The organism is Planifilum fulgidum (assembly GCF_900113175.1).
Lineage (GTDB): Bacteria > Bacillota > Bacilli > Thermoactinomycetales > DSM-44946 > Planifilum > Planifilum fulgidum.
In genome coordinates this window covers 1-15,087 of the sequence record NZ_FOOK01000047.1, presented here as the reverse complement: position 1 = coordinate 15,087, position 15,087 = coordinate 1, and the positions used below count along the sequence as shown (strand labels likewise).

At 58.3% G+C, this 15,087-nt stretch carries 14 protein-coding genes and 2 pseudogenes; 12 read left to right on the top strand and 4 right to left on the bottom strand.

Going from position 1 to position 15,087, the window contains the following annotated elements; all coding sequences use genetic code 11:
- The 3 genes from BM063_RS16435 to BM063_RS16425 all read left to right on the top strand — a co-directional run.
- Nucleotides 1-179: transposase (locus BM063_RS16435; protein WP_177199245.1), on the top strand; the 179-nt coding region annotated here is incomplete at its 5' end.
- 578 nt (nucleotides 180-757) lie between these two features.
- Nucleotides 758-1,909: a metallophosphoesterase gene (locus BM063_RS16430; protein WP_092041611.1), complete on the top strand. Its 1,152-nt coding sequence runs from the start codon at nucleotides 758-760 to the stop codon at nucleotides 1,907-1,909.
- 194 nt (nucleotides 1,910-2,103) lie between these two features.
- The gene (locus BM063_RS16425) at nucleotides 2,104-3,486 is read left to right on the top strand and encodes an L-cystine transporter (RefSeq protein WP_092041620.1); all 1,383 of its coding nucleotides are present in this window, start codon (nucleotides 2,104-2,106) and stop codon (nucleotides 3,484-3,486) included.
- 170 nt (nucleotides 3,487-3,656) lie between these two features.
- Here BM063_RS16425 and BM063_RS18395 read toward each other — a convergent pair.
- The 4 genes and pseudogenes from BM063_RS18395 to BM063_RS16405 form a co-directional block, all read right to left on the bottom strand.
- A pseudogene (locus BM063_RS18395) lies at nucleotides 3,657-3,827 on the bottom strand (PTS mannitol transporter subunit IIBC); the annotation flags it as partial.
- A 198-nt stretch (nucleotides 3,828-4,025) separates the two neighbouring features.
- Nucleotides 4,026-4,808 (bottom strand): YwaF family protein, encoded by a 783-nt coding sequence (locus BM063_RS16415; RefSeq protein ID WP_177199244.1) that lies wholly within the window; start codon nucleotides 4,806-4,808, stop codon nucleotides 4,026-4,028.
- Nucleotides 4,809-4,996: 188 nt separating this feature from the next.
- Nucleotides 4,997-5,335, bottom strand: a complete 339-nt coding sequence (locus tag BM063_RS16410; protein WP_092041602.1) for a YolD-like family protein — start codon at nucleotides 5,333-5,335, stop codon at nucleotides 4,997-4,999.
- Between the two features lie 94 nt (nucleotides 5,336-5,429).
- Entirely contained in the window at nucleotides 5,430-6,440 is a 1,011-nt protein-coding gene (locus BM063_RS16405) for an aldo/keto reductase (protein ID WP_092041595.1), read from the bottom strand.
- Between the two features lie 138 nt (nucleotides 6,441-6,578).
- Between BM063_RS16405 and BM063_RS16400 the strand changes: the two are divergent.
- From BM063_RS16400 to BM063_RS16365, 9 genes and pseudogenes are all read left to right on the top strand, one after another.
- Nucleotides 6,579-7,604 (top strand): annotated as a pseudogene (locus BM063_RS16400) (LacI family DNA-binding transcriptional regulator); the annotation flags it as partial.
- A gap of 85 nt (nucleotides 7,605-7,689) precedes the next feature.
- Nucleotides 7,690-9,777, top strand: coding sequence for an amylo-alpha-1,6-glucosidase (locus BM063_RS16395; protein ID WP_245752330.1), 2,088 nt, complete (start codon nucleotides 7,690-7,692; stop codon nucleotides 9,775-9,777).
- Nucleotides 9,778-9,912: 135 nt separating this feature from the next.
- Entirely contained in the window at nucleotides 9,913-11,139 is a 1,227-nt protein-coding gene (locus BM063_RS16390; protein WP_092041590.1) for an ABC transporter substrate-binding protein, read from the top strand.
- Between the two features lie 211 nt (nucleotides 11,140-11,350).
- Entirely contained in the window at nucleotides 11,351-12,205 is an 855-nt protein-coding gene (locus tag BM063_RS16385; RefSeq protein ID WP_092041614.1) for a carbohydrate ABC transporter permease, read from the top strand.
- Nucleotides 12,206-12,220: 15 nt separating this feature from the next.
- Nucleotides 12,221-13,039 carry a carbohydrate ABC transporter permease gene (locus BM063_RS16380; RefSeq protein WP_092041587.1) on the top strand — a complete coding sequence of 273 codons (819 nt, stop codon included), beginning with the start codon at nucleotides 12,221-12,223 and terminating at the stop codon, nucleotides 13,037-13,039.
- Between the two features lie 202 nt (nucleotides 13,040-13,241).
- Nucleotides 13,242-13,760 (top strand): inositol monophosphatase family protein, encoded by a 519-nt coding sequence (locus BM063_RS18110; protein ID WP_245752329.1) that lies wholly within the window; start codon nucleotides 13,242-13,244, stop codon nucleotides 13,758-13,760.
- Nucleotides 13,761-13,800: 40 nt separating this feature from the next.
- Nucleotides 13,801-14,049 (top strand): hypothetical protein, encoded by a 249-nt coding sequence (locus tag BM063_RS18105; protein WP_245752328.1) that lies wholly within the window; start codon nucleotides 13,801-13,803, stop codon nucleotides 14,047-14,049.
- Nucleotides 14,043-14,606: a GNAT family N-acetyltransferase gene (locus BM063_RS16370; RefSeq protein ID WP_092041583.1), complete on the top strand. Its 564-nt coding sequence runs from the start codon at nucleotides 14,043-14,045 to the stop codon at nucleotides 14,604-14,606. Before BM063_RS18105 ends, BM063_RS16370 begins: the two co-directional genes overlap by 7 nt.
- Before the next feature lie 228 nt (nucleotides 14,607-14,834).
- Nucleotides 14,835-15,087 (top strand): transposase (locus BM063_RS16365; RefSeq protein WP_143085220.1); only part of this gene is annotated, 253 nt, incomplete at its 3' end.

The following is a 15,087-nucleotide window of genomic DNA, read 5'->3' as shown; positions in this document are numbered from 1 at the left end:
AGCGCAGCTTCGCTGACGCCAAAGAACTTCATGGGCTTCGTTATGCACGCTACAGGGGGCTTGCCAAAGTCAGAGAGCAATGCCTCCTTATTGCCGTGGCTCAAAACATCAAAAAAATGGCCTTGCTCCTCTCGAAGAGAGGAAAAGGCTTTGTGATCCGCCTAATTTACCAAATCTAATCTCCTTTATCTGTTTATTTCCCATAAACATGCAACCCCTGGCGCTTTTCTTGCGAAAAGAGCCAGGGGGTTTGTCATCAATCTCAGTGAACCCTTCGGGTTCACTCGTTTTTTATAAACACGGGGCGGGGTTGGTCCCTTCGTCCCAACATGCACCCGTGATCCCAACGATCGCAAAGAAATGGATGTCCACTACCACCAATGCAAGCGCTTCAATCTGAAAACCCCATGTTCTCCATGAAATGGGGCGCCGGATGAGGAGGGCTCCAAGGGTTGATCGAGCGGTCCCAAACCGGAAATTTTACGAATATCGCAGGTGAATGGGAAGGTGAGGATGACAAACGAATGGTAGAGCGAAAAGGGAGATGGGATCGCTTCGTTCACGGGGAAAATGATGCATTCGGGAACAGAAATCCTCAGCGTAGAGCCACAACGCGGCGCGGAAGAGTCTAAATTCTCCGGAATGTATGGCCAATCGCCCCCTTCTTTGATACTTTATTCATTGCGGGAAAAATCTCGGATCAGCGATCGCGCATCGGCGAACGCAACACTTTTCGATGGAGGAGAAAGCAAAATCGATGTGGGGTCTATTCGTTTCGATTTTCCTGGCGCTTTACGGGTTGATGTGCTACTACATCTGGCGCAGGGGACGGCAATCCCTCGGAAAACCGGCTTCCCGCTCCCTCCGGGCTCTGTTCGGAATCGTTTTCGCCTTGTTGGTGCTGCCGTTTCCCGTGGCGGAGATGACGGAACACCTTCTGCCCCGCTCCGTCGCCTCCTGGATGGCCGTGTGGGGCGGGTATTCCATGATCATGGTCGTGTACGCCTTTTTGATCCTTCTCCTGATCGATGTCGTCCGGCTGCTGAACCGGTGGCTGGGGTTTATTCCGAAGCGGGTGAGGGAGCACCCGAAAACCCCCCTCACCCTGGGAGTCGCCGTGGTGATCCTCATTTTGGGCGCCGTCATCTACGGGGGATGGAACGCCCGGAATCCGGTGGTCAACGAATATGAGGTGACGGTGAACAAGGAGGCCGGCTCCCGGAAGGAACTTCGCATCGCCATGGTGTCGGATATTCATTTCGGTCCGGTGATCGATGCGGGCCGGCTGGAGCCCCTTCTTGAAAGGATGGAGGAGCTGAAGCCGGATCTCGTCCTTTTGGCCGGGGACATCACGGACGGTCGCCTCCCGCCGGGAGCGGGCCGGGAGTTGGCGACGGTTCTGGGAAAAATCGAAGCGCCCCTGGGCATCTTCGCCGTCCCCGGAAACCACGACCGGGACCTCCGGGACGATGAGGGGGAATTGATGCAGGCGCTGGAGGCGGAGGGGATAAGGGTGTTGAAAGACCGCCTTGTGCCCATCGGCGATGATCTGTATCTCATCGGCCGGAACGACCCCCGCCTCCACGAGGGGCCGGAACGGGTCAGGCTGGAAGAGTTGATGAAGGGAATCGACTCCCGGAAGCCCCTCATTCTGCTGGACCACCGGCCCGTCGACCTGGAGGAGGCCCGGGCCGCCGGCATCGATCTTCAGCTGTCCGGCCACACCCACCGGGGGCAGATTTTTCCCGCGAATCTGATCACCGCCCTCATCTATGAAGAGGATTGGGGATTGCTGAAAAAAGGAAACTACCACCTCATCGTATCCTGCGGGTACGGCACCTGGGGTCCGCCCCTGCGGATCGGCAATCGTCCGGAAGTGGTCAGCGTCACGATGACCTTCCAGCCGTAAAATATAAGGGGACCGAATCGCTCCCGGTCCCCTTTCTTATGGGTGCGGATGTTCCTGGAAAAAGTTGTTGGGAAGCGGAAAGCGGAGGTTGAATGGCACCGGCGGAGATCGCAGGGATTAAATCTTACTTGACAGATAGGATTTATTAGTTTATATCTAATACGGAAATCGATTGGAGAACAGGAGGATGGATGTTGAAGGCGCCATTGTTGATATTAAACATGGTATTGTTTCTTCTGATCCTTTACGGCCTGTATTTTATGCAGCGAAAACGCCTTTCCTTTTCCAAGCGCGTTTTCACCGCCCTCGGCGTGGGGATTGTGTTCGGATTTGCCCTGCAGTGGGCTTACGCGTCCAATCGGGATCCCTTGACGGCCTCGATCGATTGGTTTGATATCGTGGGAAGCGGGTATGTGAAGCTGTTGCAGATGATCGTCATCCCGCTGATTTTCATCTCCATTTTGATGACGTTCACAAAAATGAAACTCTCCAACAATACCGGCAAGATCGCCGGGCTGATCATCGCCATTTTGATCGGCACGACGGCGATTGCCGCGGCCATCGGCGTCGCCGCCGCCCTGGGCTTTGATCTGAAGGCGGTTCAGATCGAACAGGGCGATGCGGAACTTTCAAGGGCGGAAGAGATCCAGGGGAAGTTTGAGGAGATCAAGGACCAAACGTTCCCCCAAAAAATCCTTGAGCTCCTGCCGGCCAATCCCTTTTTGGACTTCACCGGGGCGCGTCCCACTTCGACGATCGCCGTCGTCATCTTTGCGACCATTCTCGGCCTCTCCTATTTGGGGGTCAAAAGGAAAAGTCCGGAGCAGGCCGATCTGTTTGCAAAGATTGTCGAATCGCTCCACGCGGTCGTCATGAGAATGGTGACGCTCGTTTTGCGCCTCACTCCCTACGGAGTGTTCGCCATGATGACGAAGGCGGTGGCGACGACGGATGTGGGGTCGGTTTTGAAACTGGGCAAGTTCGTCATCGCCTCCTATGCGGCCTTACTCGCGATGTTTGCCGTGCACCTGGTCTTGCTGGCGATATTCCGATTGAATCCGCTGATTTACGTGAAAAAGGCCTTGCCGGTCCTTTCCTTTGCGTTTACGTCGCGCTCCAGCGCGGGAACCCTTCCGCTGAACATCCAAACCCAGACGAACCAGCTGGGCGTGTCCGAGGGAATCGCCAATCTGTCCGGTTCCTTCGGGGTCTCGATCGGACAGAACGGATGCGCCGGAATTTATCCGGCGATGCTCGCCGTCATGATCGCGCCAACGGTCGGCATCAACCCGATGGATCCCGTTTTCCTCATCACCCTGATTCTGACGGTGGCCATCAGCTCGCTGGGGGTGGCGGGCGTCGGGGGAGGAGCCACCTTTGCCGCCATCCTGGTCCTGTCGGCGATGAACCTGCCGATCGGTTTGGCCGGCTTGCTGATTTCGATCGAACCCCTGATCGACATGGGGCGCACGGCCCTCAACGTGAGCGGAAGCATGACGGCGGGGCTGCTGACCGGACGGATTACCAAAGAGCTGGATCTGGATGTGTATAAGGCGAAATCAGGAGCAGAATATTAACCGCGAAGGGGAATGGGACACCTTTTTTCAGGTGTCTTTTTTTTTACTGATTTATGCGGCCCTTCCCGATGGACCATCGGCGGTATCCCGGTGAGGGGGCGGTGCCAAAGGTGAATAAAACGCTTTATCATGGCCTGATCCGGGTGAACTGCCATCTCCGCCTTTTTGCGGCGTCTGATGGAATCCCCCGGCAGCCAGCCGGCGGGGACGAACAAGGCCGTGATCAAGCCCCAAGCGTTGAATGCCCCGATATTAGGCATGATCATCCAGCTTAAATAACCACCGAAACCTTGAACCTTCGTCCTCCGCGACGTCGTTCTCTCCGCTTTTGCCTCCGGCAAAGACTTTTCCACTAAAGAAAGCCGGGTGTGTCCTGGCGGAGTCGATGAAGCGTTTCATCCTGTCACCGATTTTTCTCCTCGGGTGCAGGAAAATCAAAGTCCGGGAAAGGCTTTGCCGTGAAGAAAGAGCTTCGGCGTCTCTGTGGAGGAAGAAGGGGGCGACTGACCGTGCGGGATGGTCCTATCCGATCGGCGCATTCAACGTTTGGAGATGGATTCCCGCCTTTGCGGCGCGCCGGTTCCGGCGCGGCGGATGGAGCGGAAAGAATGATGCGCGTAGTAGGGCAGTCGCCCCACCAACAGCGCAAACGCCAGAAGAAACGGAAGATACAGCGGCCAGGGAAGCAGGTCAAAGGGGATGGGAAGCGCGGAAGTGTACAAATAATTGCTGCCGAAAAGCATGTTCACAGCGCCCGTAAACAGCGCGCATGCGACGAGCACGGCGTATGCCTTTCGCACGTTCCTTATGTCCGGGCGGTAATTCAAGTGAGGCAACATCAGGGCGACAAAGCCCAGAGCGGTGTGATACAGCATGCTTTGCATGCTCCTGAAGTGGAATACGGGATAGATTTGCAGTGCCGGGATCGGCAGGAGGAGCGCGAGCAAAAAGCCCACGGTGCCGTAGGCGAACACAAACTCCCGCATGTAGTCGCCGATCCGGCCGCGCGAAAACAGGGCCAAGGGAATGGCAAACATCTGGATGCCGCAAAGCTGCAGCGGCAAGCCCTCCTTGAGGTCAAATTGGCCCGTGCGGGCTTCCCAGATCATCCTCGCCACATCGAGCACGACCAGTGACGCAAAGGCGCAAAGGGTCCACAAGAAGCGGGTGCGGAACGCTTGTTGTCTTATGCGGTGCAAGGCCAGACAGACGGTAGCAAGCAGGAGCAGCACAACCATCAGGTGCTGGAGGGTAAAAAGGCCGGGGGAGCCGCTTTGGACCAGCAGCGGATCGTCTTCCCCGGCAAAAAACCGACGAAACATGAAACCTCCCTCCGGCAAAGGCTGCGGTCTTTCGCCGAATGATTCCTGCCGCATCGGGCGGGACGGCTTGCGTCATTCGGTCTTTGATGTCAAGGATTGTCTTCGCTCTCATCTTTTTCATTTCCATTATATCAGGCCGGCGGGGAAAAGCGGGATGCCGGGATCAGCGGCCGGCACCCCTGCGCCGGTCATTCCCAGCCAGATTCCGCTTCGGCTCCGACGATTTTGGACAGGGGAATCAACCGTTTTTCTTCCCCGCTCTGAAGAATGATCCATCCTTCGAGGAGATTGATGTTCAGGACGACCCCGGTGCACCGCTTCGGACCGTACTTGCTGGCGTAGGTAAGTACAATCGGCCTTTTTTTCGCCCGGGACCATCGGATCGTCCGGTCGAGGGCTTCCAACTCGTCCGCCGCCAGTTCCGGCGGATGATACTCCTTCGCCTTCTGCTTTTCCTCCAAGATCAGGTCCCGGTGCTGCGGCAGCAGGAGCCGGTGACCCTCCCACAGCTTGTTTCCCCGATCCATCGCAATCACCTCAATCTATAGGATACACGAACAAACGTTCGAATAGAAATGGAAATTTGTTGCATCCTGTGCGGGAGGGGTCACTGACGGGAAATCACCTTCTCCATCTTTTCATCTCCGACCGGGAGGGGGGACGGAAATCCGGCGGAGGCGGTGGAAGGGGATTTGTCACCGTTTTCCGCAGAATGTCGTCGATGCGGGCGAAATCCCGATCGGACAGCGACCAGCCGAAGACGCCGGGCACCTCGTCCAAGTGATCCGGCCTGCGGGCTCCCCACAGGGCGACCGTCACACCGGGTTGTTGGAGGGTCCAGCGGACGGCCAGTTGGGTGACGGTGCGTCCCCTTTCCGCCGCCGTTTTTTTCAGTTCCTCCGTCGCGGCCAGGTATTGGCGGAACCGCTCCCCTTGAAACATCGGGTCATGGCGCCGGGCATCGTTTTCGGGAAAGGCGGTGTCGGCGGAAAATTTTCCGGTGAGCAGCCCGCCGGCCAAGGTGCCCCAGGTGAGCGTCCCGATGTCGTGCCGGCGGCAGTGGCGGAAAGCCGTTTCGAGAAAATGACGCCGGAACAGATTGAGCTGCAGTTGGTTCGCGTGGAGGGGGGCGACCTTTCGCCACGCTTCCATTTGTTCCGGACGGAAATTGCTGACGCCGACGGCCCGGATCACGCCCTTTTCGTACAAAGAAAGCAGCGTCTCCGCCGTCTCTTCGATCGGCGTTTCCGGGTCAGGCCAATGGATTTGATAAAGGTCGATCCAGTCGGTCCGCAGGCGGCGCAGGCTTTGCTCGATTTCCTCCAGGATCCGCTTGCGGGATGCGTTGCACCACCAGATGCGCCTGCGCGCGTCCCACTCGAGGCCGGCTTTTGTCGCGATCACCACCCGGTTTCGGCTGCGGGATTCCGCGAGGGCTTTTCCGATGATTTCCTCCGCCCGGCCGAACCCGTACAGGGGGGCCGTGTCGATCAGGTTGATGCCCAGATCGACGGCCCGGTGAAGGGCGTAAGTCGCCTCCGATTCATCCATCCCGTCCCACATCCATCCTCCCGTGCCCATGCCGATCCGGGAGACCTTCAGGTGCGATGTTCCCAGGCGGGCGTATTGCATCGCGTTTCCTCCCTTGCCGTTTTTTCCCCCATGGATGGATTTTCCCTCTTATGGCCGGATGCTCCTTTTTCTTCCATGAAAAAAGTCATTGACGAGGAAAAAAAGATTCCGCTATGATGTTAGCGAAAACGTTTTCGGGAGGATGGCATGGGCGTTACAATCAAGGATATTGCAAAACGGGCAGGGGTTTCCGTGACGACGGTGTCCCGGGCGCTGAACGGCTACAAGGACATCCGTCCCGAGACGCGGGAGCGGATCCTGCGCATCGCCGAAGAGCTGAACTACCGCCCCAATGCCGTCGCCCGCAGTTTGGTGATGAAGAAATCACAGACCATCGGGTTGATCATTTCCGAATTGACCCGTTCCCGCACCGGTCACGATCTGACGTTTAACATCATCTGCGGCGTGAACGACCGGGCAACGGAGGCGGGTTACGACTTGGTCTTGTCGACAACGGATCCGTCGAGACAGGAGCAGGTCCCCTACATGGAACTGTGTCGGCGACGGCAGTTGGACGGCGTGATTTTGATGGGCATGCGGACGGACGATCCCTACTTGAAGGAAGTGGTGGAGTCCTCCGTTCCCTGCGTGCTGATCGATGTCCCGCTGGTGGGGGACAAATGCGGTCACGTCACGCTGGACAACGAGCGGGGCGCCCGGATGGCCGTGGAGCATCTCATCGCCGAAGGACACCGGGAAATCGGAATGATCAACGGGCACGCCCAGGCCTTCGTCAGCCTGGAGCGGCTGAACGGATACCGGAATGCCTTGAAGGAGGCGGGAATCGAATACCGTCCGGAAAAGGTGTATTTCGGCGATTTTGAGGAAGCGTCGGGACGGGAGGGGATCCGCCATCTGCTCTCCCGCTTTCCGGAAATGACGGCGGTTTTTTGCGCCAGCGACACGATGGCGATCGGAGCGATCCGGGAGCTGAAAGACCTGGGACGAAGGGTTCCGGAGGATATCTCGGTGATGGGATTTGACGACATTGAATTGGCCTCCTTTGTCACTCCGGCGCTGTCCACGGTTTCGCAGCCCGTCTACGAGTTCGGAAGGAAGGCGGTCGATCTTCTGATCCGCATGTTTGACGGGGAAATCGGAACCGCCGAGGTGTTGGAGCCGAAGCTGGAGATCCGGGAAAGCACGGCTCCGCCGGCTTTGTGAGCGATGAAGGAAGCCCTGCGCGATTTCGAAAACGTTTTCGTCCCGTTTGTGGATTTTTCAAAAATTGCAGTGGGGGGAAACCGTTTTGACTCAGGTCATCAAAGAGGGGGATCTCTTCTTTTACTCGGATGATAACGGCGATCTGCCCGCCGGCGACGACAGGGGGCTGGGAATGTTCACCCAGGACACCCGATTTTTGAGCCGGCTGGAGTGGAAACTGGAGGGCATCCCGACTGTTCCCCTGGGCGGGGAGGCGGACGGGGCGACCAGCTGTTACCGGTTTACCAACCGGGAGGGAACGGACGCCGAGGGAAAACCCGTCGGCGGGGATTTGCTGGACATCACCCGAAAGCGGTGGATCTACGGCGGTGTGGTATATGAGACCTTCTCCTTCATCAACCGCGGGGATCGGCCGGTGCAGACCCGCCTCTCGCTGCTGGTGGATGCCGACTTCGCCGACATGTTCGTGGTGCGCGGCTGGAAAGGGCGGGTCGGGAAACGGGAAGGCGTGACCCCCACGGAAAAAGGCGTGCGCTTCTCCTACCGCGGGGTGGACGGGGTGCACCGGACCACCGATGTGGAAACCGAAGGCACTCCGGCGGAGGTGGCGGATGACGGGACCATCCGGTTTCCGCTCCGCCTGGAATCGAACGTCTGCCGGTCGGTGCATCTCCGGTATGTTCCGGGGACCGACGGAGAGATTCCCCGGGTGATCGGCGAGCAACAATCCCTGTTGAAGCTGGAGGAGAGCGAGCGGGAGTGGTTTGTGGGCACTCCCGAGGTGAACTCGGACTGGGACGATTTCAACCGGATGTTTGCGCGCGGGTTGAAGGATCTGCGCATGCTCTTGACCGATCTGGGCGACGGGCCCTTTCCGGTGGCGGGACTGCCGATTTACGCCGTTCCCTTCGGGAGGGACAGCCTGATCGCGGCGCTGCAGGCCCTTCCCGTTCGCCCGGAGGTGGCCAAGGGAACCCTTCGCATCCTGGCCAAATATCAGGGCAAAAAAGAAGATGCCTGGAGGGATGAGGAGCCGGGGAAGATCCTTCACGAGATCCGGTTCGGCGAACTGGCCCGTTCCGGCCAGATCCCCTTCACGCCCTATTACGGATCCATCGATTCCACCCCGTTGTTTCTCATTCTGATCGCCGAGGTGTACCGCTGGACCGGCGATCTGGACTTCGTGCGCGAGATGGTTCCCCATGCGATCGAGGCGCTGAACTGGATCGACCGGTACGGCGATCCCGCGGGAACCGGTTATGTCTCCTACGCGATGCGGTCTTCCAAAGGCATCCGGAATCAGGGATGGAAGGATTCGGAGGACTCGGTGGTGCACCGGGATGGCCGGCTGGCCGAGGCGCCGATCGCCTTGTCGGAAGTGCAGGGTTACGTCTATATGGCCAAAAAGGCGTGGTCGGATCTGTTCCGCCTGCTGGGGGACGGCGAGCGGTCGGAGCGGCTGAACCGCGAAGCGGAGCTTCTGCGGGAGCGGTTTGCCCGGGACTTCTGGATGGAGGACGAACAGTTCGTCGCCCTGGCGCTGGACGGCGAAGGGAAGCAGGCGGGAACCGTCACTTCCAATCCCGGCCATTGCCTCATGACCGGCATACTCCCGCCCGAACAGGCGGAGCGGGTGGCCCGGCGCCTGTTGGAGCCCGATCTCTTCTCCGGGTGGGGCGTGAGAACGAAGAGCTCCGCCTGCAAATCCTACGATCCGGACAGCTACCACAACGGGTCCGTCTGGCCCCATGACAACGCCCTGATTCTTCTCGGTTTGAAGCGGCTGGGCTTTTACCGGGAAGCGGAGCGGATCATCCGGGGACTGGTGGAGGCATCCGTATATTTCCAACATCGGTTGCCGGAACTTTTCTCCGGGCATGAACGGGGAGAAGGGGGCCCGCTTCCCTATCCGGTCGCCTGTTCGCCCCAGGCGTGGGCGGCGGGAACCGCCTTCACCATCCTGCAGGCGATCCTGGGGGTGGAGCCGGACCCTGTCGGCAAGCGGATTCATCTTCATCCCGATTTGCCGCAGGGGATGAACCGGTTGTCCGTCCGGCGGCTCCGGCTGGGGCAGGGGGTGCTGGATCTCAACCTGGAGCGGGTCGGCGACGCCACCCGCACCTGGGTCGAGATCAACACCACGGGCTGGGATGTGGCGATCCATCCCTGCTAGCGGTGAAATCCTCCCGCCTGGCGGGGGGTTCACATAACCGGGACGGACGGAAGGCGTCTCCGGAAAGGGGCGCGGCCGCTTTCCCGGGGATTCTTCCGTCCCGTCCGCCATTTATACCCCGAGGAGGGATGCAGAATGCTCAAACGTCGTTGGATGACATGGGTCAGCCTGGTTGTTGCCGTCGCTTTTGTCTTGTCCGGCTGCGGCGGAGGGAGTGAAGGTTCCTCCGAGGACGGGAAAGTGACGATCACCCTCGGCGGCGCTTTCTCCAGCCCGGCGGAGAAGAAGATCGTGCAGGAACAGGTGGCCGCCTTTGAAAAGGAAAATCCGAACATCAAGGTGAAGCTGCACTCGATTACCGGCGATTATCTCAGCGAAATGCAGACGTTGATCGCCGCCAAGGACGAACCGGACGTCTACTACCTGGACAGCATGCCGGCGCCCCAATTCATGAAGTTGGGCGTGCTGGAGCCTCTGGACGAGTACATCAAGAAGAACAACGTGGACCTTTCGGCCTACGAAGAATCGTTGGTGAAAGCGTTTCAATGGGAAGGGAAAACCTACGGCATTCCGAAGGACTACAACACCCTCGTCCTTTTCTACAACAAGAAAATGTTTGAAGAGGCGGGCGTGAAACCGCCCAAAACCTGGGACGAACTTAAGGATGTAGCCAAGAAGCTGACCAAAGGAAACAAAAAGGCAATCGCCCTCCATCCCAGCTTGGACCGCTACCAACCCTTCCTGATCCAAAACGGGGGGCAAGTGTTGGACGAAAAGGGAAATCCGACCCTGAACCATCCGGCCAACGCCGAGGCGCTGCAGTTTATCACCGATCTCTTCATCAAGGATAAGGTGGCGGACACCCCGTCCAACCTGGGCGTGGAGTGGAACGGGGACGCCTTTGCCGAGGAAAAGGTGGCCATGGTGTTTGAAGGGGGATGGATGATTCCCTTCCTGAAGGAAAAGGCTCCGGACCTGGAATACGGCATGGTGGAACTGCCCGTGAAGGAGAAGCAAAATTCCAACCTGGCCTTTACCGTCGCCTACGTGATGTCCAAAAATTCCAAGCACAAGGAGGAGGCCTTCAAGCTGTTGCAGTTCCTCACCAGCGAGAAGGGGCAGCAACCCGTGGTGGAAGGCGGATTGGCCTTGCCCTCCCTGAAGTCGATGGGTGAAAAATTCCTTGAAAAGTATCCGGAGCGGGAGGCCTTCGTGAAGGGCGTCGAATATGCCGAGCCCTACCAATACGGCGAAAAGGGGAACGAATTGGTGGACGCCTTCAACAAGGCGGCGGAATCGGCCATTCTGAAGAAAACCCCGGCCAAGAAGGCCCTGGAAGAAGCGCAAAACAAACTGAAGTGACCGAAGGAGGATGGGAGCGTCATGCTCCCATCCTTAAGATGAGTTGCGTCATGCTTTGAAGGTCAAGGATTTTGCTTGGCGATGGTGGCGGCAATCCGGCAGCGGCCGCCACTTGCGCTTGAAAGGAGGTCAGTCGGTGAAGCCCCAAACGACGGTCGTGACGAAGCCCGCCGCCCGGAGGAAACGCCTCTCTCTCCTCAGCGATCCGGTCATGGGCTACCTGTTTACCCTTCCGGTGATCGTTTCCCTGGCCGTGTTTCTGATCGGCCCCATCTTCTACGCCTTTTTTCTCAGCTTTCAGTCCTTCACCTTTCTCAATCCCGAGGGCGCCGAGTTCGTCGGCCTGGACAATTACATTCAGATGTTCCAGGATGAGCGCTTCCTGCGCGCCCTTCTCAACACCAGCATCTATTCCCTGGGGGTGGTCCCCGTCCAGGTGAGCATCGCCCTGATGCTGGCCCTGATCGTCAACAGCAAGATCAAGGGAAAAACCTTTTTCCGGGTCGCCTATTTTTTGCCCACGGTCACGTCCACGGTGGCCGTCTCCGTCATGTTTCTCTTCCTCTTCAAAAAGGACGGGCTGGTGAACCATATTCTCGGCTTCTTCGGCATTGCGGCGAGGAGCTGGTTTGACGACGTCACCTTCGCACTCCCTTCCATCATGATGATGGCGGTGTGGAGCACCGTGGGGCAGTTTATGGTGATTTACCTGGCGGGCCTGCAGGACATCCCCGACGATCTGTACGAAGCCGCCCAGATTGACGGGGCCAACCGCTGGCAGCAGTTTTGGCACATCACCCTGCCGATGCTGAAGCCCACCACCTTTTTCATCGTGGTGATGTCCATTATCGGCACCTTCCAGGTCTTCGACCAGATGTACGTGATTTCCGGCGGAGACGGGGGGCCCCTGGACGCCACGCTGACGGTGGTGCTCTATCTGTACAACAAGGCCTTCAGGGATTTCGAGATGGGCTATGCCTCGGCCATCGCCTTTTTCCTCTTTTTCGTCATTCTCATCCTGACGCTGATTCAGCGGAAATTCTTCGGCGAAGAGATGCGCATGTGAAGGGAGGGGAGTCCTTTGAAGCGAATATTTGTCCGACCCCTGTTCTACGTCATCGTGATCGGTTACGCCATCGTGACCATCGGTCCTTTTCTCTGGTCCGTTTTCACCTCCTTCAAGATGACGCCGGACATCAACACCCTGTGGGTGCCCCTGGAGAGGCTCACCTTTGAAAACTATGAAAACATCGTGCTGAGCGACGAATACCCCTTTGCCCGCTGGTTTTTTAACAGCCTCCTGGTGGCGGCGATCGTCACCACGGGCAACGTGGTCTTCAATTCCATGGCGGGGTACGCCCTGGCCCGGATTCCCTTTCCCGGGCGCAAGGCGCTGTTTTTGACGATTTTGGCGGTGATGATGGTTCCGGGTCAGGTGATCCTTGTTCCCATGTATATCCTCCTGAGCAACTTGGGCTGGATCAACACCTACGCCGGTTTGACCATCCCCTTCCTCACCCAGAGCTTCGGCATCTTCCTGATGCGCCAGTTTTTCCTGTCCATTCCCCGGGAGCTGGAAGAGGCGGGCTTCCTGGACGGCTTGAGCCGCTGGGGCGTCTTTTGGCGGATCGCGATGCCTTTGGCGAGGCCGGCCATAGCCACCCAGATCATCTTCATGTTTCTGGGGAACTGGAACAGCTTCATGTGGCCCAACCTGCTGACCAGCTCGGAGGAGATGTACACCCTTCCCGTCGGGTTGAACAGCCTTTACGGGGAGTACGACGCCTTCTGGAACCACGTGCTGGCCGGCGCCATGTTCATGACGGTACCGGTGATCATCGTCTTCCTCATCTTCCAGCGCCACTTCATCAAGGGGTTGGCGACGACGGGTCTCAAGTGACGGCGCCGCCGTAAGGAAGGCTTTCCCCGGGAAGAGCCGCAGGGGAAGGAAATCAAGCGGGAAATACCGAATTCCGATACATCGAACAATTGTCAACACCCCGTGGGAAGCCCCGGAGAGGGGTCGTGCCGCGAAAACGCCTTTTCAGGCCGGCGCGGTTCACCCCCTCTGCTCGCTATCCGCCGGAAAGCCGTGGTGGGCCATGGAAGAAGTTCTGCACCGGGCCTGCGGAATCGCCGTGGAGGCGGCCCGTTTTGCCGGAACCCTGATTCGGGAGCGTTTCGGCGGCCCGTTTCGGGCCTGGGAGAAGGGCGATTTCGGCGATGTGGTGACGGGAGTGGATGAGCAGGCGGAGCAGGAGATCATTCGACGGATTCGCCGCCACTTTCCCGATCACGCGATCCGGGGGGAGGAAACGGGCCGGTCGGGGGAAGCGGGAGACTGGCTGTGGATGGTCGATCCCCTGGACGAAGCGAACCATTTCGCCATCGGCCTGCCCCTCTGCGCCGTGAGCATTACCCTGCTGCATCGGGACGAGCCGGTGTTGGGAGTGATTTGCGACGCTCATCTCGATCAGATCTACGTCGCCCGGAAGGGGAAGGGGGCCTTTTGCGGCGATCGGAGGCTTTGGGCGGTGCCGGCGGCAAGCCTCCCGGGAAGATGCCCCCCGGTTGGACCCAGGGACATCAGGTTCAGAAGGATCCCGTTGCGGCAAGGCTGAGGGAGCGCCTCGATCAAGGGGTGAAGCGGGTGCTTCGCCTGTGGGCGCCGTCTCTGCTTTGGTGCATGCTGGCCCGGGGGATCTGGACGGGATTGTGCTGTACGATTCGGTGGGGGAGGATCTCTACGCCGGTTTGCTCCTGGCGCAGGAGGCCGGGGTGTGGACCATGGATTTTGAGGGCCGTCCCTTTGACGGGAAGCCGCCAACCCCCTATATTTTGGCCTGCCGCCCGGAGGATCGGGAGACGATTTGCCGTTTGGTTCTTTGGAAAGGGGATGACCCATGTTAAGCCATAAGATTGATCAGAACACAGAATTGAAACTTCTGGAACGGCACCACGCCGAGGCCGTTTTCCGATTGGTCGACGCCAATCGGGACCATTTGCGCCCCTGGATGTTCTGGGTGGACGACACGAAAACCGTCTCCGACTCGGAGACGTTCATCCAAAAGGCTCTCGAAGGTTTCGCCCGGGGGACGGAAATCCATCTGGGCATCTGGGTGGATGGCGAAATGGCCGGAATCGTGGGGGCTCACACCATCGACCCGATCAAGTCCTACGCGGAAATCGGCTATTGGCTGGGAAAGGGTTTTCAGGGAAGAGGGATCATGACGCGGGCCGTCCGCGCTCTGATCGATGATCTGCTGGGTGAGCGGGGGCTGAACCGGGTGGAAATCCGCTGTGCCGCAAGCAATCGGCGAAGTCAAGCGGTGGCGGAGCGGCTCGGTTTTCGCCGGGAAGGACGGCTGAAAAAAGCGACTCCGGTCCGCGGCGGGTTTGAGGACCTGCTGATTTTCGGAATGTTGGCCGAGGAATGGCGGAGCGGAAAAAAGGATATGGGACGTTGATCGCTTCACAAACTTTTTGTCGGAAAGATCCTTTAGACGGCTTGCCGGAGCAGGCGAAAAGGGATTTCGCCGGGGACGTGTTGGCATGATCACAAGGAAACAGAAAAAACACGTGAAAGGGTTAACAAAAAAGGAGGGGAAACCCCTCCTTGAGGCTGTTGACAAAGAAGGGTCAACAGCCTTTTTTGTTGAATTCGGAATAAAACAATTCCGAAGGAAGGTTTTTATATGTTCAGGACGAACCCATCCAGGGAATTTCAACCCGAAACAGTCAACATAGAAGACCTTGTTCCCCAAGATCACTTGCTTAGAAAAATCAATGAAACCATCGACTTTTCGTTTATCGCGGAAAAATGCCGCCCCTTGTATTGTCAAGATAATGGGCGTCCTTGCATCGATCCGGTCATGCTGTTCAAAATGCTTTTGATCGGTTATTTGTACGGAATTCGTTCGGAAAGACGCCTCATTGAGGAAATCCGGG